Source organism: Streptomyces sp. NPDC051662 (assembly GCF_040681655.1).
GTDB lineage: Bacteria > Actinomycetota > Actinomycetes > Streptomycetales > Streptomycetaceae > Streptomyces.
In genome coordinates, this window is record NZ_JBFAZD010000002.1 from 539955 (window position 1) to 558993 (window position 19039).

At 69.1% G+C, this 19039-nt stretch carries 12 protein-coding genes and 1 pseudogene; 4 read left to right on the forward strand and 9 right to left on the reverse strand.

Annotated features, from left to right (window positions below):
* Window positions 1-4: 4 nt before the first annotated feature.
* Window positions 5-220 (reverse strand): hypothetical protein, encoded by a 216-nt coding sequence (locus tag AB0M67_RS05180; RefSeq protein ID WP_365742737.1) that lies wholly within the window; start codon window positions 218-220, stop codon window positions 5-7.
* 456 nt (window positions 221-676) lie between these two features.
* Here AB0M67_RS05180 and AB0M67_RS05185 point away from each other — a divergent pair, with 456 nt between their 5' ends.
* Window positions 677-1933, forward strand: coding sequence for an XRE family transcriptional regulator (locus AB0M67_RS05185; RefSeq protein ID WP_365742739.1), 1257 nt, complete (start codon window positions 677-679; stop codon window positions 1931-1933).
* Window positions 1924-2427: a GNAT family N-acetyltransferase gene (locus AB0M67_RS05190; RefSeq protein WP_365742741.1), complete on the forward strand. Its 504-nt coding sequence runs from the start codon at window positions 1924-1926 to the stop codon at window positions 2425-2427. The genes AB0M67_RS05185 and AB0M67_RS05190 overlap by 10 nt, the downstream gene beginning before the upstream one ends.
* Window positions 2428-2535: 108 nt before the next feature.
* On the opposite strand, the gene AB0M67_RS05195 is transcribed toward AB0M67_RS05190, so the two are convergent.
* From AB0M67_RS05195 to AB0M67_RS05230, 8 genes and pseudogenes are all read right to left on the reverse strand, one after another.
* Entirely contained in the window at window positions 2536-3219 is a 684-nt protein-coding gene (locus AB0M67_RS05195; protein ID WP_365742743.1) for a DUF4230 domain-containing protein, read from the reverse strand.
* Between the two features lie 57 nt (window positions 3220-3276).
* Entirely contained in the window at window positions 3277-8583 is a 5307-nt protein-coding gene (gene pulA, locus AB0M67_RS05200; RefSeq protein WP_365742883.1) for a pullulanase-type alpha-1,6-glucosidase, read from the reverse strand.
* Window positions 8584-8896: 313 nt separating this feature from the next.
* A pseudogene (locus AB0M67_RS05205) lies at window positions 8897-10276 on the reverse strand (alpha-amylase family protein); the annotation flags it as partial.
* 182 nt (window positions 10277-10458) lie between these two features.
* Window positions 10459-11610 (reverse strand): LacI family DNA-binding transcriptional regulator, encoded by a 1152-nt coding sequence (locus tag AB0M67_RS05210; protein ID WP_365742745.1) that lies wholly within the window; start codon window positions 11608-11610, stop codon window positions 10459-10461.
* A complete protein-coding gene (locus AB0M67_RS05215; RefSeq protein WP_365742747.1) occupies window positions 11607-13289 on the reverse strand; it encodes a glycoside hydrolase family 13 protein in 1683 nt (560 codons plus the stop codon). The genes AB0M67_RS05210 and AB0M67_RS05215 overlap by 4 nt, the downstream gene beginning before the upstream one ends.
* A 99-nt stretch (window positions 13290-13388) precedes the next feature.
* On the reverse strand, window positions 13389-14261 hold the full coding sequence (locus tag AB0M67_RS05220; RefSeq protein WP_365742749.1) for a carbohydrate ABC transporter permease: 873 nt from the start codon (window positions 14259-14261) through the stop codon (window positions 13389-13391).
* Complete coding sequence (locus AB0M67_RS05225; RefSeq protein ID WP_365742751.1) at window positions 14258-15298, reverse strand: sugar ABC transporter permease; 1041 nt, start codon at window positions 15296-15298, stop codon at window positions 14258-14260. Before AB0M67_RS05225 ends, AB0M67_RS05220 begins: the two co-directional genes overlap by 4 nt.
* A gap of 30 nt (window positions 15299-15328) precedes the next feature.
* Window positions 15329-16603: an extracellular solute-binding protein gene (locus AB0M67_RS05230; RefSeq protein ID WP_365742753.1), complete on the reverse strand. Its 1275-nt coding sequence runs from the start codon at window positions 16601-16603 to the stop codon at window positions 15329-15331.
* Window positions 16604-16953: 350 nt separating this feature from the next.
* Between AB0M67_RS05230 and AB0M67_RS05235 the strand changes: the two genes are divergently transcribed.
* Window positions 16954-18009 carry a LacI family DNA-binding transcriptional regulator gene (locus tag AB0M67_RS05235; RefSeq protein WP_365742755.1) on the forward strand — a complete coding sequence of 352 codons (1056 nt, stop codon included), beginning with the start codon at window positions 16954-16956 and terminating at the stop codon, window positions 18007-18009.
* 74 nt (window positions 18010-18083) lie between these two features.
* Window positions 18084-19031, forward strand: coding sequence for a phosphatase PAP2 family protein (locus tag AB0M67_RS05240; RefSeq protein ID WP_365742757.1), 948 nt, complete (start codon window positions 18084-18086; stop codon window positions 19029-19031).
* Window positions 19032-19039 lie beyond the last annotated feature (8 nt).

Here is a 19039-nt window from a genome sequence, read left to right on the forward strand (position 1 = left end):
TTGCTCATTTGGGGACCTCCTCCAGCCCAACCGTCTCGCGCTCCTTCGGCCGGTACATACGGAGCGGGCCGGTCATGCGCCAGGGAGGACGGCTGTCGAGGATCAGCAGCTTCTCGCCGAAGCCGACGTCCCTCATGTCTTTGATCGGGTAGTACACGCCTTCGAGGAGGATGTGGTCCCCCAACTGCACCGACTGGGGGTGCAGATCGATGGCGAACATGTTGGTGGGCGTGCGAGTTGTGCGAACCCCGTCCTGGTGGCTCACCATCCGAGCCACACCGCCGGCACGAGGGCGCAGCCGAGAGCGCCAGCGGTCATCACGTAGGCGGTCTGCTCCGCGCGCGGGCTCACCGGTTGCTCTCCACGGCTCGCCTCTTCCTGTCGCGATCCATGTGACGGAGCCGGTAGACAGCGACAGTCGTACGGACGGATTTCGAGCGCCTGCTTCACCGTGTGCGAGATCGTCGTCAGGTCGACCGCACATGGTTGAGAAGTGGGGATGCTCTGTCTCGCCATGCTGTCTGTTCCCTCCGTAGCCCGTGCTGTCTGGCGATGCTTAGTCAACGGCGAACGAGGTATCCGGGACAGGGGAAACAGGCTGGGGCGTCGGCGCTCAACCCCGGTGATTTTTACCTTCCCCCGTGTCCCCCAGGTCGCTCAGAGCTACCGTGGGGACATGTCCCAGGGGAACCGGCAGCTTGCACTCCGGATCGCGGAACTTGGTTTCGGGCAAGCCGAGTTAGCCCGTCAGATCAATCTTGAGATCGAATTTCTGACGGGAAAGCCTGGCAACGTCACTGACTCGGATGTGCGCCGATGGCTACGCGGCGAGACAAAGTGGCCGCAGGATCGGATCAGGCTGTGTCTGGAACGGGTTCTCTCCGCCCGTGCCGAGGATCTAGGGTTCGTGCCGCGCAAGAAGAGCCCTGCACCATCGGAGGAAGATCCTGTGCACCGTCGTACGTTCCTCTCCGCGGCGAGCGGTTCAGTCCTGGCCGTTGGGGCCTCGGGTGCCAACGGCCATGGACGACTGGGCATCAGCGATGTCCGGCGCTTCCATCAGGACTATGTGGCCATCCTCAGGCGAGACGATGCGGGACGTGGCACTCAGAAGGTAGAGAACCTGGCGGTGGAGCTGGCTTCTCGAATCCGGTCCGCTCTTGCCGTATCCACCACCTCGACTCGCGTACAGGAATTGCTCTATAGGCTCGCCGCAGAGGTCATCAGCTCGGCCGCCTTCGCCTCGATCGATGCCAGCGCACCGCAGCGGGCACGCGCGCATCTCGGCCAGGCCCTGACCTTCGCCGGCCTGTCTCGGAGCAGTCAGGTGACGTATCACGTCTGGAACCACATGACCCTGACGTCCAGTCAGCGGGAGAACCACGCTGAAGCCGTCGCCGGCGCGGAGGCCTTGAAGCGCTCATCAATCGCACGGCGAGACCCGCTGTATGCCTCTCTCGGGCACATGCGCAGCGCCAACGGACTGGCGCGCATGCGGCGGCAATCCGAGGCTCTGCGCGCCCTCACGGATGCTGAGCGGGCTTTCGCCCGCAGTGCGCACCTACGGCGTCCCGAGTGGATCAGCTTCTACGACAGCAGTGAAGTCAACGCTCTGTCCTCGTTCATATGGACGGCACTCGGGGATCACGGACGCGCCGAATACTGTCTGCACCGCAGCCTTGCGGCCATCCCCGAAGGGAGGGTCCGTGATCGAGCCTTGTATACCGCTCACTTGGCCCTCGCTCAGGCGAGGCAAGAGGATTTGGAGCTTGCCTGCGCAACGAGTCGGGAGGCGTACACGTTGCTGCCACCGTCGTCCGGATCACGGCGGACGACCAACACTCTGGCTGCGACGCGCAAGGTACTCCTGGCCTCGGGTTCGAAAGCCCCTGAGGTCGCCGAGTGGATTGAGGAGTCCGGCCAATGGATCTGAAGCGCTACACGCACGCCGACGCGCGGGATGTACGTTCTTTGCTGCTGGACATCCACGACGAGGCATACGCCGACGATCCGGACCCGTTCAACTCGCGTGAGCGCTTCTCCTATTTCGTTGATCTCTGGTCGTCACGAGAAGACTGGCAGTGCGTCTCAGGCTGGGAGGAGAGTGGCCCGGTTGGCTACGCCTACGGCTCGAAGTTCAAGCCGGGTGGATGGTGGAAGGGGCACCGGCGCCCTTCTGGCCTCAAGGGCTCCGCGTTCGCTCTGTCCGAACTCATGGTTGTTCCCAAGTGGCGCGGCACTGGACGGGCACAGCGGATACATGACGCGCTGCTCGAATCAGTGCCGGCCGACATGATCACCCTCCTGGTGGACACCGGGCACCCCAAGGTCCAGGCACTCTATGAGCGCTGGAACTACAGCAAGGAAGGCGAGGCGAGGCCCTCCGACGATTCCCCGTTGTATGCCGTCATGGTCCGGAAGCTGTGAGCGGCTGCTAACGGTACTCAGGTGCGACCGCGCTGCCGCACTGAAAGGCCGCGTACCGAGCTTCAGCTGCTGTCCGCAGGCGGGGCAGGGCGTAACCCGGCGTCCCCCTCAGGCGTAGACCACCTTCACCTCCGTGAAGCCCAGCGAACCCAGCAGGCCCCGGAGCATGCCCGTGGTGTTCTTCTCGGCGCGTACGGCGAGTTCGCTGTCCTTGGCCGCGTCCCCGATATGGCGGGCGGCGAGCCTGGTCACGGCTTGCTCGTCGGCCGGGTTGTCGGAGAAGAGGTCCCCGAGCCGGTCGAGCAGCCCCCGTTCCTTGGACACCGCGTACGAGCGCTCCGGGTCGAGCGCGGGCTCCCCGAGCCGGGCGTGGGGCAGCCGGATCGTGGCGGCCGTGCGCTCCTCGTTGACCTGGATGTTCTTCTCGCCGATGCCGCTGAAGTCGATATAGGACGAGACGGTGCCCGCGCCCACATAGAGGGTGCGGGTGCCGCGGATCGCGTCCGGCAGGAACTTGGCGTCCTTCTCCAGATCGACGACGACCTGGAAGTTGCCGGAGGCCGCCTCGTACCGGTCCAGGTCCTGGATGGATTCGAGCAGGGTCGGGCCCGTGCGGTCGTGGGTCTCCTCGCCGAGGAGATCACCGAACCCGGGTATCAGATCGAGCCGGCTGCCCGCGAAGAGCAGCGCGGCCACGACGACGAGTGCGAGCGGCACCCGTACGCGGCTGCCCCACCGGGACAGCCGCGTACGGCTCCGGGCCTTCTCCGGATGCGCGTCGGTGGACGTCATACCTAACGGGTTGCCCGTACGGCCGGGTTCACACGTCCACGACGCCGCTCATACCGCTCACGCGCCCTGTGCCACGAAGACCGCCACCGTCCGCGCGGGCACGGTGAACGTCCCCGAACTCCGGTCGTAACGGGACTCCTTGACCGTACGGTCCGCTCCCCCGGCCTGGATCCGGTGCAGCGCGTACGGCCGCCCCGCCAGCTCCGCCACCCGCTGGTCCCGCGCCGTCGGGGTCGCGTTGAAGACCACGACCAGATCACCGAGCCGCATGGTGATGACACCCGGCGTCTCGTCGGGGCCGGACAGCGGGAAGGTCAGCGCGGACCGGACCGCGTCCGTGGACGCGAGGCCGAACGCCGGCTCGGTGGTGCGGATCCGCAGCAGATCCTGGTACGCGGCGGAGGCGCCGTCGATCTGCGCGCAGCCGGGTGTGAGCGCCGGAGCCGTCAGCAGCGGCTTGGCATGGGGCCACTTGTCCTCGTTGTCGGCGGCCGGCGGCAGCCCCCGGCCGAAACCGTTGCCGTCGCGGCAGTCCCAGTGGATCGCGTTGAACCAGTCCCCGCTGTCGTACGAATTGCGGTCCAGGGACTTGGAGCGCAGCAGGTCCGTGCCCGCCTGGGAGAGGGACGGGCCCTGGGAGAGCGTGGCGGTCGCCATCGCGAGGACCTGCGCCCTCGCCCGGTCGGCGGCCGGGACCGACGGCGGCAGCTTGAAGGCGAGCGTGTCGTAGAGGGATTCGTTGTCGTGGGCGTCGGCGTAGGCCAGCGCGTCACCGGGGGCAGCCGCGTAACCGGCCGGCGCGCCGTTGTAGTCGACCTCGGCGCCGCGGACCGTACGGCCGGAGGTGTCGGTGAACGTGTAGTCCGCGAGGCTCCCGGTCAGCCCCACCTTGATCAGGTCCTGGTAGTGCAGCAGCCGGGCCTTCTGCTCGGCCGGCGTGCCATTGGCGGCGGAGGAGTTGGGGTCGGTGTAGAGACCGGAGGCGAAGCCCTGGACCCCCGGGTCCTCGTCGAAGGGGCCGCCGCCGCGCACCGCGTCCCGGGCCCGGTCGGAGAAGGTCGCGACCCCGGTCCCCGCCATGTTCTTCTGGGTGGCCTGGACGAAGCGGGCGTCGTCGGCGATCTCGCCGAAGTTCCATCCCTCGCCGTAGAGGATGATCTTCTTGCCGTCGACCCCGTCCTTCGCGACGGTCAGCGCGTCCAGCGCCTTCCGTACGGCGAGGATATTGGCCTTCGGGTGGTGGCCCATCAGATCGAAGCGGAAGCCGTCGACCTTGTACTCCCGGGCCCAGGTGACGACCGAGTCCACGACGAGCTTGCCCATCATGGCGTTCTCGGGCGCCGTGTTGGCGCAGCAGGTGGAGGTGGCGACGGAGCCGTCCGCCAGCAGCCGCTGGTAGTAGCCGGGCACGATCCTGTCGAGGACGGATTTGTCGGCCTGTCCGCTCGCGACGGTGTGGTTGTAGACGACGTCCATGACCGTGCGCAGTCCGGTGCCGTTCAGCGACTGCACCATCCGCCGGAACTCGACCGTACGCCGGGTCCCCTCCGGGTCGGAGGCGTAGGAGCCCTCCGGCACGGTGTAGTGCAGCGGGTCGTAGCCCCAGTTGTAGGCGTCCTTCGCGGCGGTCCGCGCCACACACGCCTGCTGTTCGGCCGAGTCCGGCGCGTACACCTTCAGGTCACACGCGGGGGTGGCCTGGTCGGAGGCGCGCTCCGGGATGGTGCCGATGTCGAAGGCCGGGAGGAGATGGACGTAGGACGTGCCGGAGTCCGCCAGCCGTGCCAGCCGCTTCATCCCGTCCGACCCGCGGTCGGTGAAGGCCAGATACCGGCCCGGGTGGTCCGAGGTGCGGTCCGCGACCGAGAAGTCACGGATGTGCAGCTCCTGGATCTGCGCGTCGCGCGGCGGCACCGCGGCGGGCTTCTTGAGCGTGGACCAGCCCTGGGGCGCCAGCTTCGGATCGGCCAGATCCACCACGAGGCTGCGGGCCGAGTCCGTGGTGAGCGCGGTCGAGTAGGGATCGGTCACCTTGTTGGTGACGACCTTCTGGACGCTCGGCGCCCAGACCGTCACGGCGTACCGGTACGGTCTGCCCGCCCAGCTCCGTTCGCCGGTCACGGACCAGACGCCGGAGGCCGCGTCGCGCTTCATCGGGACCGTACGGCCGTCGAGTTCGAGCGCGACGCGCTGCGCGGTCGGTGCCCAGAGGGAGAGGACGGGACGGCCGTGGGTGAAGACCGGGCCGAGCGACGCCTTGACCGCCCGTGCGCTGTAGAGGTCGTCGAGGATGCCCTGCGTCTGTACGCCGGTGGCCGCGAGCAGCGCGCCATTGGCGGCCCGCTGGGTGGCGATCAGCTGTCCGGAGAGCGATTCGCGGACCCTGTCCCGGTCGCGTGCGTCCACGGTGAAGGCCGGATAGTCCTTGAGATGCGGGTACGCGGCCTTCTGCGCGTCGGTGAGCGTGGCGGGCGAGAGCCGCAGCCACCGCCCCTCGTCGGAGAGCGCGCCGTCCTCGACGGTGATACCGCCGTCGCGGGCGTACACCAGCTGCTGGCTGGTCGCGGCGGTCGCCTTCACCCGCCAGACGACGGTGTCGGTGTCGATCCACTGGGCCTCGGACTTGGAGAGGTCGAGGCTCGGTGCCGAACCGGACTGCGGCAGCAGGTACTTCGGCTGCCCGGCGAGCAGCCACACCTCGGTGCCGTAGGTCGCGAGGTCCAGGGACTGGTCGGTGGGGAGGTCCTTCTCGTCGCCCTTGTGCAGGATGTAGCTGAGCGAGGTGGCACCGGCGGCGAGCGGGACCTCGAAGGTCACGCCGTACGCGTCCTCCCGTACGGGCTGGAGCGGCTTCGACCAGTCGGTGGGCGAGGCCGCGCCCGTCCAGGTGTGCAGCCCCCAGCCGGCGTAGTCGCCGTCCGCGCGGCGGTAGTGGACGGTCGCCTTCGTGGTGTCCTGCGGCGGGTAGGCGCCGTCCGGCGCCCGCTCGGACTGGCCGTCCCCGCCCTGGGTGATCCAGACCTCGCCGGTACGCGCGAGATCGACGGTCCGCCGCGGGCCTTCGTCCGGGGCGCCGGGCTTCTCCACGGTGTACGGGATGCTCGACGCGCCCTCGGGGACCTTGATCCAGGCGAAGGCGCCATAGGCGTCCCGGCCGGTGAACGCGGCGGTCGTGGCGCCGGAGGTGAGCCGCCAGCCCTCGTAGTCGCCGTCGGGCCGCTGGTAGTGGACGACCGCGTAGTCGCGCTCGACGGCGCTCGGCTTCTCGGGCGCGGGCGTCTGTCCGGCCGTCGAGGCGGCGGTCGCGCTCGCGGTACGGCCCGCGCTGTCGACGACAACGGCCTTGTAGCTCAGGGGTGTTCCGGCGGCGGTGTCGATGTGGTCGGTGACTCGGTACGGGGCGTGGTCGGCGGTGCCGAGGGTCCGCCACTTTCCGTCGCCGGTCCGGCCGGCGAAGACGACCCGGTTGAGCTGCCCGCCGGTGACCTCCGCGGTCAGTTCGACGGTGCCGGTGGCGCCGGGCGCCGGGGCCGTGAGGGTGATCGCGGGCTTGGCGGCGGGAGCGGGCAGCGGCTTCGCGGCCCTCAGCACGAGCGAGGAGAGCGCGGGTACGGTCACCTTGACGGTGCCGCCGCCTCCGGCGCGTACCGTACCGGTGCCGGTGCCGGTGCCGGTGCCGGTGCCGGTGCCCGAACCGCCGTACAGCGCGCGGAAGTCGGTGCCCGCGGCCGAGCCGACCGGGATCTCCACGGTCGTGGCGCCGGCCGCGTTGTTCACGGCGACGACGTACTCGGTGCGTGCCTTGGCGTCGGTGCGGGAGAAGGCGTAGACGGAATCCTTCGCGTACCGCTCCGTCTGGACTCCGTCCCGTAGCGCGGGGTGGGCCTTGGTGAGCTTCGAGAGCGCGGCGATCGACCGGTACAGCGGGTGCGCCGGGTCGTAGGCGTCCGAGGCGTGGGTACGGTCCGTGCCCAGCTGGTCGTCGTCCAGATAGTCGGCGGTCTTCGAGGCGAAGAGCGTCTGGCGGGCGTCCTTGTCGCCGCCCGCGCCTGTGAAGCCCTGCTCGTCGCCGTAGTAGATCACCGGGTTGCCCCGGGACAGGAACATCAGCTCGTTGGCGAGCCGGGCGCGCCCCATCAGCTCGGCGTCGGAGGCCCCGGGGTTGTCCTGGGCGAGGAAGGTGCCGATCCTGCCCATGTCGTGGTTGCCGAGGAAGGTCACCTGTTCATAGGCGTTGGCCTTGTCGGTGGTGTAGCGATAGTCGTCGGCGAAGACCTTCGCCAGCCGCTCGGCCGACGCGCCCTGCGAGGCGTAGGCCCGCGCCGCGTCCTGGAAGGGGAAGTCGAGTGTGGCGTCCAGCCGCCCCCGGGTCACATACGGCGAGGTGACGGCGGTGTCCGACGAGTAGATCTCGCCGAACATGAAGAAGTCGTCCCGGCCGCGCTTCGCCGCGTACGCGTCGAGCGCCGTGGCCCACTGCGTCCAGAAGTCCAGATCGACGTGTTTGACGGTGTCGATACGGAAGCCGTCGATGTCGAAGTCGCGGACCCACTTCTCGTAGATCCTCTCCATCCCGGAGACGACCTCGGGACGCTCGGTCCACAGATCGTCGAGCCCGGAGAAGTCGCCGTACTCACCGCTCTCGCCCGCGAAGGTCGAGTCGCCCCGGTTGTGGTACATCATCGGGTCGTTGAGCCAGGCCGGGACCTTCTTCTCGCCCGTACGCACGACGGGGGTGTACGGGAAGGAGTCCGTGTCGGCCCTCGCGAAGCCCTTGCCCGCGCTGTCACCGCGGTCGTCGAAGGGGCGGCCGTCCTTGTCGAGATACGGATAGGCGCCCTTGGGCCGGTAGCCGTACTCCTTCTCCGCGTAGTCGACGGTGTCGGCGGTGTGGTTGGTGATGACGTCGAAGAAGACCTTCATGCCCTTGTCATGGGCCTTGTCGATCAGCTTCGTCAGCTCGGCGTTGGTGCCGAAGTGCGGGTCGACCTGAGTGAAGTCCGTGATCCAGTAGCCGTGGTAGCCGGCGGAGGCGTCCTTGCCCTCGCCCTGCACCGGCTTGTTCTTGAAGATCGGCGCGAGCCAGATCGCGGTGGTGCCGAGCCCCTTGATGTAGTCGAGCCGGTCGGTCAGGCCCTTGAGGTCGCCGCCCTGGTAGAAGCCCTTGTCGGTGGGGTCGTATCCGGTGGAGGTCCGCGAACCGGTCAGCCCGCCGCGGTCGTTGGTCCTGTCGCCGTTGGCGAACCGGTCGGGCAGGACGAAGTAGAACTGCTCACGGGTCAGATCGTGGCGCGCGGGCTCGGCGGCGAGCCGGGCGTCCGTCGGCGGGGCGGGCGGCGAGGACGCGGCGGGCCGCTCGGCCATCGACGCGGCGGCGGGCAGGGCGGGCACCAGCGCCGCGCACAGGGCGGCGGCGAGGACGGCGGTGGCCGTTCTTCGCAGGGGCGGGCGTTTCACGCGGGATCTCCTCGGATGTGCGGGATCAGGGGATCGGGGAGAGGTCGGGGGTACGGACGTACGGATGTACGGGGGTACGGCCTACGGGTACGGACGTACGGGGGCACGGGGGTACGGGAAAGGGGCCGTCCGGCGACGGAGGGGCGGGGAGGCGGTCGCCGGACGGCCGTTTCCTGTGCGCCGACCGCTGTGTCAGCGGCTCAGCGCGGACCGGCGGTCAGCAGGTGCGGGCACCGGTGTGCAGCGCGACCGCGGTGTTCGAGCCGAGTGTCGCCGTGAACTGTCCCGAGCCGTTCACCGTCACCGTCCTGCCGTTCTGCACATCGCAGTACGTACCACCCGGCAGCGAGGTCTGGAAGGTACGGGTGAGCGAGGAACCCTCGTGGTTGATGGCCACATAGCCCGCGGAGCCCCGGCCGAAGGCGATCTGGTCGCCGCCGTTGTCCCACCAGTTGGTGACGGCCTGGCCGCGCGTGGTGTTGCGGAAGGCGACCATCGACGAGATCTCGCGCCAGGCGTGCTGGCACTTCCACCCGTTGCTGTAGCAGGCGTTGACCGTGCCGCCGTTGGGCGGACCGGCGTCCTTGTCGCTCCACTCGTAGCCGGAGTGCACATCGGGCGAACCGTAGGGCCAGGCCAGCATGAAGACATTGGCGAGCGTGTAGTTCGCGCCGTCCTTGTAGCTGAGGGTGTCGCCGCCGCGCTCGGTGTCGTGGTTGTCGACGAAGACGGCGGACCTGCCCGACTCCATATAGCCCCAGCCCTCGCCGTAGTTCTTCAGATAGGCGAGGTTCTCGTTGTTGAAGACCCGCTTGAGGTCGCGGGCGTACCGGAACTCCTGGACGTCGCCGTTGCCGAGGTACTCGGTCGGCGAGACGGCCTCACCCGCGCCGTAGATGACCTCCTGCTTCCAGTAGACGCCCGGATTGCTCAGCCTGCTCTTGATGTTGGCGAGATCACCGGCCGGCATGTGCTTGGCGGCGTCGATCCGGAAGCCGTCGACGCCGAGCGACAGCAGATCGTTCAGATACGCCGCGATCCGGCCGCGTACGTACTCCTCGCCGGTGTCCAGATCGGCGAGCCCGACCAGTTCGCAGTTCTGTACGTTGCCGCGGTCGCCGTAGTTGCTGATCTGCGACCGGCAGTCGTCCATGTCGAAGCCCGAGTAGATACCGGGGTAGTTGTACTTGGTGTACGAGGATCCGCCGGTGCCGGTGCCGTCACCCGCCGCCATGTGGTTGATGACGGAGTCGGCGACGACCTTGACGCCCGCCGCGTGGCAGGTGTTGACCATGTTCGAGAAGGCGGCGCGGTCACCGAGCCGCCCGGCGATCTTGTAGCTGACGGGCTGGTACGAGGTCCACCACTGGCCGCCCTGGATGTGCTCCTGGGGCGGGGAGACCTGTACATAGCCGTAGCCGGCCGGGCCGAGGGTGTCCGTGCACGCCTTGGCTATGGAGTCGAAGCGCCACTCGAACAGTACGGCGGTGACGTCCTTGCCGCCGGGCGGCGCCGCCTGGGCGGTCCCGGCGGGGACCGTGAGCGCGACCGTGGCGCCCGCCACGAGGGCGAGCGCGGCGGCGAGAGTTCTGCGAGCCATTCGGTTCCTCCAACAACACTGGTGGGGGGAGGTGCGGGTGACGGTGGTGCGGCTCTCTTTGGTACGGGTGGTGCGGCTCTCTGCGGTGCGAGTGGTGCGGCTCTGTGCACGAGCGGTGGTGCGGCTCTCCGTGGTGCGGGTGGTGCGCCTCTGGTGACGAGCGGTGGTGCGGAAAGGGTCGGTCAGTGGCGCCGGGGTACGCGCGCTCCCGCGGTGGAGCCGCGTACCACCAGCTCGGGCTGGAAGACATACTCGGTGCGCTGTATGGGGCTGCCCGCCATCTCCTCCAGCAGCGCGGCGACGGCCGCCGCGGCCATCGCCCGCACCGGCTGTCTGACCGTGGTCAGCGGAGGGTCGGTGAAGGCGATCAGCCGCGAGTCGTCGTACCCCACGACCGAGATGTCGTACGGCACTCCGAGCCCGCGCCCCCTCGCCGCCCGCACCACACCGAGCGCCATCAGATCGCTGGCGCAGACGATGCCGGTGCAGCCGAGCCCGAGCAGCGCGTCCGCCGCGACCTGACCGCCCTCGACGCCGAACAGCGTGGAGCACACCAGCTCCTCGGCCTCGCTCCAGGCAAGCCCCAGCAGCCCGACGGACGCGTCGAGGAAGCCCTCGCGCTTGCGCCGGGACGGTACATAGCGCTGCGGTCCGGTCGCGAGCCCGATCCTGCGGTGTCCCAGCTCGGCGAGATGGCCGACGGCCATCCGTACGGCCGCGTGGTCGTCCGCCGAGACGAAGGGCGCGTTGACCCGCTCGTTGTAGCCGTTGATCAGTACGTGCGGTACACCGCGCGCGGCGAGCGCGGCGTACCGCGCCGGGTCGGCCGAGGTGTCGGCGTGCAGCCCGGAGAGGAAGACGATGCCGCCGACGCCCCGCTCCACGAGCTGTTCGACCAGCTCGTCCTCGGTGGCGCCGCCGGGCAGCTGGGTGCAGAGCACCGGGGTGTGGCCGTGCCCGGCCAGGACCTGTTCGACGGCCTGGGCGAAGGCGGGGAAGACCGGGTTGGTGAGTTCGGGGGTCACCAGCCCGATCAGCCCCGCGCCGCGCGGCTTCGGGGCGCGCGCGGAGCGCTCCCCCTGCCGGGAGCGCTCCGGACGCCCGTCCCGCTCGGGTCGCCCGTGCCGCCCGTGCCGCTCATCCCGCTCGTGCCCGAGGGTGTCGAGCGCCGCGAGCACCCGCTGACGCGTCGTGTCCGCGACACCCGGCCTGCCGTTCAGGACCCGGCTGACGGTCGCCTCACTCACCGACGCCCGGCCCGCTATGTCAGCGAGCCTCGGCGTACCGGCGGTGAGCCGCTGTCCGTCGGCGCCCGGCGGCAGGAGGTCGGTCACACCGTCCACCACACCGTGGTGTCGGCGGGCAGTTCGGCCTCGGCGCCGTCCACGGACACCGGGCCGCTGGCCACCAGCACCCGGCCGTACGCGGGGATCCGTACCGCCGTGTCCGTCGTGTTGACCGTGCAGACGAAGCCGGGCCTGGCGAAGGCCAGCACCCCTTCGGGCGCGTCCAGCCACCCCACCGAGTCGCCCGCGCCCAGACCGGGGTGCTCCTTGCGTACGGCCAGCGCCGCCCGGTACAGCTCCAGGGTGGAGGAGGGGTCGCCGGTCTGCGCCTCGACGCTGAGCGCGCCCCAGCCCTCCGGCTGCGGCAGCCAGCTGCCCCCGCCGCCGAAGCCGTACGAACTGCCCTCGCGCGTCCAGGGGATGGGCACGCGGCAGCCGTCGCGGAAGCCGTCCTGGCCGTCCGCGCGGAAGTACGACGGGTCCTGTCTGGCCTCGTCCGGCAGGTCGGTGACATCGGGCAGTCCGAGTTCCTCGCCCTGGTAGACATAGGCGGAGCCGGGCAGGGCCAGCATCAGCAGGGTCGCCGCGCGCGCCCGGCGCAGTCCGAGGGTACGGTCGCCGGCCTCGCGGGTCTGGGTGGCGCCGCCGGGCGGGCTCGCGAAGCGGGTGGCGTGCCGGGTGACGTCGTGGTTGGAGAGCACCCAGGTGGCGGGGGCGCCGACGGGGCGCATCGCGGCGAGCGAGACATCGATGACCTCGCGCAGCTCGGCACCCACCCATGAGGTGCTCAGATACTGGAAGTTGAACGCCTGGTGCAGTTCGTCGGGGCGTACGTAGTTCGCGGTGCGCTCGACGGTCGGGGTCCACGCCTCGGCGACGGCGATCCGCTCGCCGGGGTACTCGTCGAGGATCCTGCGCCACTGCCGGTAGATCTCGTGCACACCGTCCTGGTCGAAGAACGGCGTGCCGCCGTCGGCGCTGCCGAGCAGCTTGAGCCGGCCGGCGTCACCGATGTCGGGCAGCCCCTCGGCCTTGACCAGACCGTGGGCCACATCGACGCGGAACCCGTCGACGCCCATGTCCAGCCAAAAGCGCAGGATGGAGCGGAACTCGTCGGCGACGGCCGGGTGGTCCCAGTTGAAGTCGGGCTGTTCGGGGGCGAAGAGATGCAGATACCAGTCGCCGGGGGTGCCGTCCGGGTCGGTGGTCCTGGTCCAGGCGGGGCCGCCGAAGATGGACTCCCAGTCGTTGGGCGGGAGTTCGCCGTTGGCGCCCTTGCCGGGACGGAAGTGGTAGCGCTCGCGCAGCGCGGAGCCGGGGCCCTCGCGCAGGGCGCGCTTGAACCACTCGTGCGCGTCGGAGGAGTGGTTGGGGACGAGGTCGACGATGACGCGCAGATTCAGCTCATGGGCGTCCCGGATCAGCGCGTCGGCGTCCAGCAGGGTGCCGAACATCGGGTCGATGGCCCGGTAGTCGGCGACGTCGTAGCCCGCGTCGGCCTGTGGGGAGGCGTAGAAGGGGCTGAGCCAGACGGCGTCGACGCCCAGGTCCCTGAGGTACGGCAGACGGCGGCGTACCCCGTCGAGATCGCCCATTCCGTCGCCGTTGCCGTCGGCGAAGCTGCGTGGATAGACCTGGTAGATCACCGCGTCCCGCCACCAGCCGTGGCGGTGGCCCGGGGCGTCGTCGGACGTGCCGGTCAGAGGGGCAGCGAGGTGCTGGGTCATGTCGTCCCTGTGGTGTCTGGGGGTGGGGAGCGGCGCGCGGCCGGTCAGGTCCTGCGCGCCGCCGTCGTCGTGCGGACTCGGTGGTAAGGGCAAGGCCGCTCAGCCCTTGACGGCACCGGCTGACATGCCGGTGACGAGATGGCGCTGCGCGAAGAGGAAGACCAGCGCGGCGGGGATGGCGATGAGGACGGACGCGGCGGTCATGGGGCCCCACTGGGCGCCGTACTGGTTGACGAACTTCTGGAGACCGCCCGCGAGCGTGAGGTTCTCGTCGCCGACCATGAAGGCCGAGGCGTAGGCCACTTCGCCCCAGGCGGTGATGAACGAGTAGAACGCGGTCACCGCGAGCCCGGGCTTGGCGAGCGGCAGGATCAGCCGGTAGAAGGTGCCGAACGGGGTCAGTCCGTCCACCATGCCGGACTCGTCGATCTCCCGGGGGATGGTGTCGAAGAAGCCCTTCATCATCCAGGCGCAGAACGGTACGGCGATGGTGAGATACGTGATCACCAGACCGGCCGACTGATTGAGCAGCCCGAGGCCCGCCATGATGTTGTAGATCGGCACGATCAGAACGGCGACCGGGAACATCTGGGTGACCAGCAGCGTCCACATCAGCCCGCGTTTGCCGGGGAAGCGGAAGCGGCTGACCGCGTAGCCGGTGGTGGCGGCCACGAACACCCCGAGCAGGGTGGTGAGTCCGGCGATGAGCAGCGAGTTGCCGAACCAGGTGAGGAACGGGGTGTCCCGCAGCAGGTTGGTGTAGTTCTCGAACGTCGTCTCTTTGAAGAAGTCCGTGGTCGTGGCGTAGCTCGCGGGCTTGAGCGAGGTCAGGAAGACCCACAGCACCGGGAAGACGGCGATCACGGACGCGACGATCAGGGTCGTGTGCAGCGCGACCGAGGCGAGCGGCGAACGGCGACCGCGGCGCGGGACGTTGACGGTCTGTTCAGGGGCGGGGGCGGCGGTGGTCACCACGTATCTCCCTGCTTACGGAGGACGCGCCGGTAGACGGCGGCGAAGAGCATCAGGAGGACGAGGATGAGCACGCCCCAGGTGGAGGACTGCGCGAAGTCGCGGGGGCTGATCTCGAAGGAGAACTTGTACGCCTGGGTGACCAGGATCTGGGTGGCCTCGCCGGGTCCCCCGCGGGTCAGCAGGAAGATCACCGGGAACATGTTGAAGGTCCAGATGGTGGAGAGCAGGATCACGGTCGTACTGACCGAGCGCAGCCCCGGCATCGTGATGTGCCGGAACCGCTGCCAGGCGTTGGCGCCGTCCATCTCGGCCGCCTCGTACATCTCCCCCGGGATGGACTGGAGCCCGCCGAGGAGGGCGACCATCATGAAGGGCACGCCGAGCCAGATGTTCACGGCGATGACCGAGAACTTCGCCCAGGTCGGGTCGTTCAGCCAGGGCACGGCGTCGATACCGCCGCCCGCGAGCAGCTTGTTGAGGAAGCCGCGGTCCTCGTTGTAGAGGAAGCGCCAGGCGAAGACGGAGACGAAGCCGGGGACGGCCCAGGGCAGGATCAGCAGCATCCGGTAGAAGGAGCGGCCGGCGATCCGGCGGTTGAGGATATTGGCCAGGCCGAGACCGAGCGCGAAGGTGACGCTGACGCAGGAGACCGTCCACACCAGGGTCCAGCCGAGGGTGCCGAGGAACTGATCGCCCGTCAGCGCGTCGGCGTAGTTGTCGAGGCCGACGAACTCGTAGGTGGCGGGCAGGTGGTTGACGCCGATGCTGCGCTCGACATTGCGCTCGTTGGCGTCGGTGAGCGACAGATAGACACCCCGGACCAGCGGATATCCAATGATCACGCCGATCACGGCCACCACCGGGGCGACCATGGCCCAGGCGTACCAGTGGGTCGACAGACCGCGCCGGAGTCTTGTCGACACCCGGAGTCCGCCGGGTGCTTTGCCAGTGCCAGTGCCAGTGCCGCGGCCACGGCCGCGGGCGAGGTCATCGCCCGCGGCCGACGCCACCGACTGGCCGGTGTGGACAGCCATCAGCCGGCCCGCCTTCCTTCCCGTTACCTGTTACTTCCAGCCCTTGAGCAGCTTGCGGTAGGCGTCGCCGGTGTCCTTGGCGCCCTTGGCCGGGTCGGACTGGCCGGTGAGGACCTTGGTGTACTCGGTCACCAGCGGCGCGAAGAGGCTGCCGGTCTCCGGGATCCAGGGGCGCTCGACGGCCTTGTCCACGACGGGCTTGAAGAAGCCGACGATCTCGTTGTCCGCGACACCGGGCCGCGCGTAGACGGACGTACGGGTGGGGAGCAGGCTCAGCTCCTCGGCGACCTTGGCCTGGCTCTCGGCGGAGGTCATGTACTCGGTGAACGCGTAGGAGGCGTCCAGGTTCTTGGAGCCCGCGTAGACGGCGAGGTTGTGGCCGCCCTGCGGGGAGCCCTGTCCGACGGAGCCGGCCGGTACGGGGGCGATGCCCAGGTTGGCCTTGTCCTTGAACTGCGCGCCGCCGTAGGTGTCGGCGACGGCCCACGGACCGTTGATGATCATCGCGACATCGCCGTCCTTGAAGGCCGACTGCATGTTCTCCCAGCCGTCGGTGGCGTCGGTCTTGGCGGCGCCGGAGTCGACCAGGTCCTTGACGACGGTCATGGCCTTGACGCCGGCCGGGTTGTCGACGGTGACGGTCTTGTTCGTCGCGTCCACCAGGTTGCCGCCCTCGCCGTAGAGGAAGGACAGGAACCAGTAGGCGTCGTCGCCGCGCAGATAGAGACCGGTCTTGCCGGTCTTGTCCTTGATCTTCTTCGATACGGTCTTCAACTCGTCGACGGTCTTGGGGACTTCGACGCCCGCGTCCTTGAAGATCTTCTTGTTGTAGAAGATGCCCATGGAGTCGATGACCTGCGGCACGGCATAGGTCTTGTCGCCGTACTTCGTGGAGGCGGCGGCCTGCGCGAGGAAGTCCTTCTCGTCCTTGAGCGCCGAGGTGCCGTCCAGCGGGGCGAGATAGCCGAGATCGGCGAACTCGGGGGTCCAGGCGACCTCGGAGCGGATCACGTCGGGCGCCCCGGAGCCGGACTGCGCGGCGTTCTTGAACTTGTTCTGGGCGTCGCCGAAGGGCACGTTGACATATTTCACGTCGACCTTCGGATGCTTCTTCTCGAAGCCCTCGGCGAGCTGCTTGAAGACCTTGTCCTCGCTGCCCACGGTCGAGGTGTCCCACCAGGTGACCGTGCCCGAGAGCTCGCCGCCCGAGCTCTTGCCGCTGTCTGAATCGCCGTCACCGCCGCAGGCGGTCGCCGCGAGGGCCAGGGTCGCGGCCAGGGCGGTGGCCGTTATGCCACGTCGCATCCGAACTCCTTCAACTGCCGTACCGCTCCGTCGCGGCGCCGGGTCGGACGTGAACGTAACAGCCTTGCAAGATGGCCGAAAGACCTTGCGGAATATTTCTGCAAGGACGAGGGATCGTTACCGGCATGTGTCCTGTCGATTGCCCGGCCACTCCCCTGACAGGAACAGACGGGAACAGGCAGGAGCAGGCGGGGGCGGACGGCGCAGGTCAGCGCCGGTCTCGGAGTCATCGCGGGCCTCCCGCGGAAGCACGGCGGGAAGGCTTCGCAAGATCTTGCAAGGGCTTGCCGCCCGGGCCCGGCCCCTGGCACGGTGGGCAATCCGACATACGCCCGGTACAGTCCACTGACATGACCGCACGGCTTGCCGATATCGCAACTCAGGCGGGGGTCAGCGAAGCGACGGTCAGCCGCGTACTGAACGGCAAACCCGGGGTTGCCGCGACCACCCGCGAGTCCGTACTCGCCGCGCTCGACGTGCTGGGTTACGAACGGCCCGTACGGCTGCGCCGGCGCAGCGCGGGGCTGGTCGGGCTGATCACCCCCGAGCTGGAGAACCCGATCTTCCCGGCCCTGGCGCAGGTCATCGGCCAGGCGCTGACCCGGCAGGGCTATACGCCGGTGCTGGCGACCCAGACCCCCGGTGGCTCCACCGAGGACGAGCTGACGGAGATGCTCGTCGAGCGCGATGTCTCCGGGATCATCTTCGTCTCCGGGCTGCACGCCGACACCTCCGCCGATATGCGGCGCTACGAGAAGCTGCGCACCCAGGGGGTGCCGTTCGTACTGGTGGACGGTTTCTCGCCGAAAGTGCAGGCACCCTTCATCTCGCCCGATGACCGGGCGGCCATGCGGCTCGCGGTCACCCATCTCGTCTCGCTCGGCCATCAGCGGATCGGTCTCGCCGTCGGCCCCCGGCGCTTCGTGCCCGTCCTCCGCAAGATCGAGGGTTTCCGCGCCACGGTCCAGGAGTTGCTCGGGCTCTCCTCCGAGGAGGCGGACGAGCTGATCCAGCAGTCGCTGTTCACTCTGGAGGGCGGCCAGGCCGCCGCCTCCGCGCTGATCGAACGCGGCTGTACGGCGGTGGTGTGCGCGAGCGACATGATGGCGCTCGGCGCGATCAGGGCGGCCCGCCGGCTCGGTCTGGACGTACCGCGGGACCTGTCGGTCGTCGGCTTCGACGACTCGCCCCTCATAGCCTTCACGGATCCGCCGCTGACGACGATCCGCAAGCCGGTGCCCTCCATGGGCCAGGCCGCGGTCCGTACGCTTCTGGAGGAGATCGGCGGTACGCCCGCCCCGCACAGCGAGTTCGTCTTCATGCCAGAGCTGGTGGTACGCGGTTCAACCGCCTCGGGGCCGGCCCCGGGACCCCCGGGAATATCAGGGTCACGAAGTCGTCCGTAGGGTGTAGCGAATGCGGCCCGAACCCGTCCGGGGGATGATCGGTCGGGAACGGGAATCTGGCAGACTCTCTCGCTATGGGTGAATCGACCGTGAAGACACAGGAAGGCCTGAACGGCCGTACGGTGACCCCGTCACCCATCCCTGAGGAGGCGGCGCTCGCGGGCGCGACCACGGCGGCGGCGGGCGCGGGCACCGAGGCGAACGCGAGCGGCGAGGCCGCCGGGCACCGTACGTGGCTCCAGCGCCGCAGGGCACCCCGCCGTCCGCGCATCTGGTTCGAAATCCTGCTGATCGCGGTGAGTTACTGGACGTACTCCCTCATCCGCAACGCGGTCCCGGAGCAGAAGGCCAAGGCCCTGCGGAACGCGGACTGGATCTGGGAGACCGAGAAGACCCTGGGCATCGCGGTCGAGCAGACCATCAACCACGCGATGAATTCGGTGACGTGGCTGATCGTCGGCATGAACTACTACTACGCGACGCTGCACTTCATCGTCACGATCGGGGTGCTCGTCTGGCTCTTCCGCCGCCATCCGGGCCGCTACGCCGCCGCCCGGCTGGTGCTCTTCGCCACCACGGCTGTCGCACTGCTCGGTTACTACCTGTATCCACTGGCGCCGCCGCGGCTGATGAACGGGGGGCGGTTCATCGACACGGTTCTGCACCACGAGACCTGGGGCTCGATGGCCTCCGGTGACCTCAAGCACATGTCGAACCAGTACGCCGCGATGCCGTCGATGCATATCGGCTGGTCGCTCTGGTGCGGGCTGATCATCTTCGCGGTCGCCTCGGCGCCCTGGGCGAAGATCCTCGGTCTGCTCTATCCCACGCTCACGCTGCTGGTGATCGTCGCCACCGCGAACCACTTCTGGCTGGACGCGGTGGGCGGCATGCTCTGTCTGGCGTTCGGCATGGCGCTCTCGTACGCCTGGTACGGCTCGCCGCCGTACCGGCTGCCCCGCCATGTCGACGACGACCGGCCACGCCCGCGCCGACAGCGCCGCCGGCCACAGGCCGCCTGAGGGGGCGG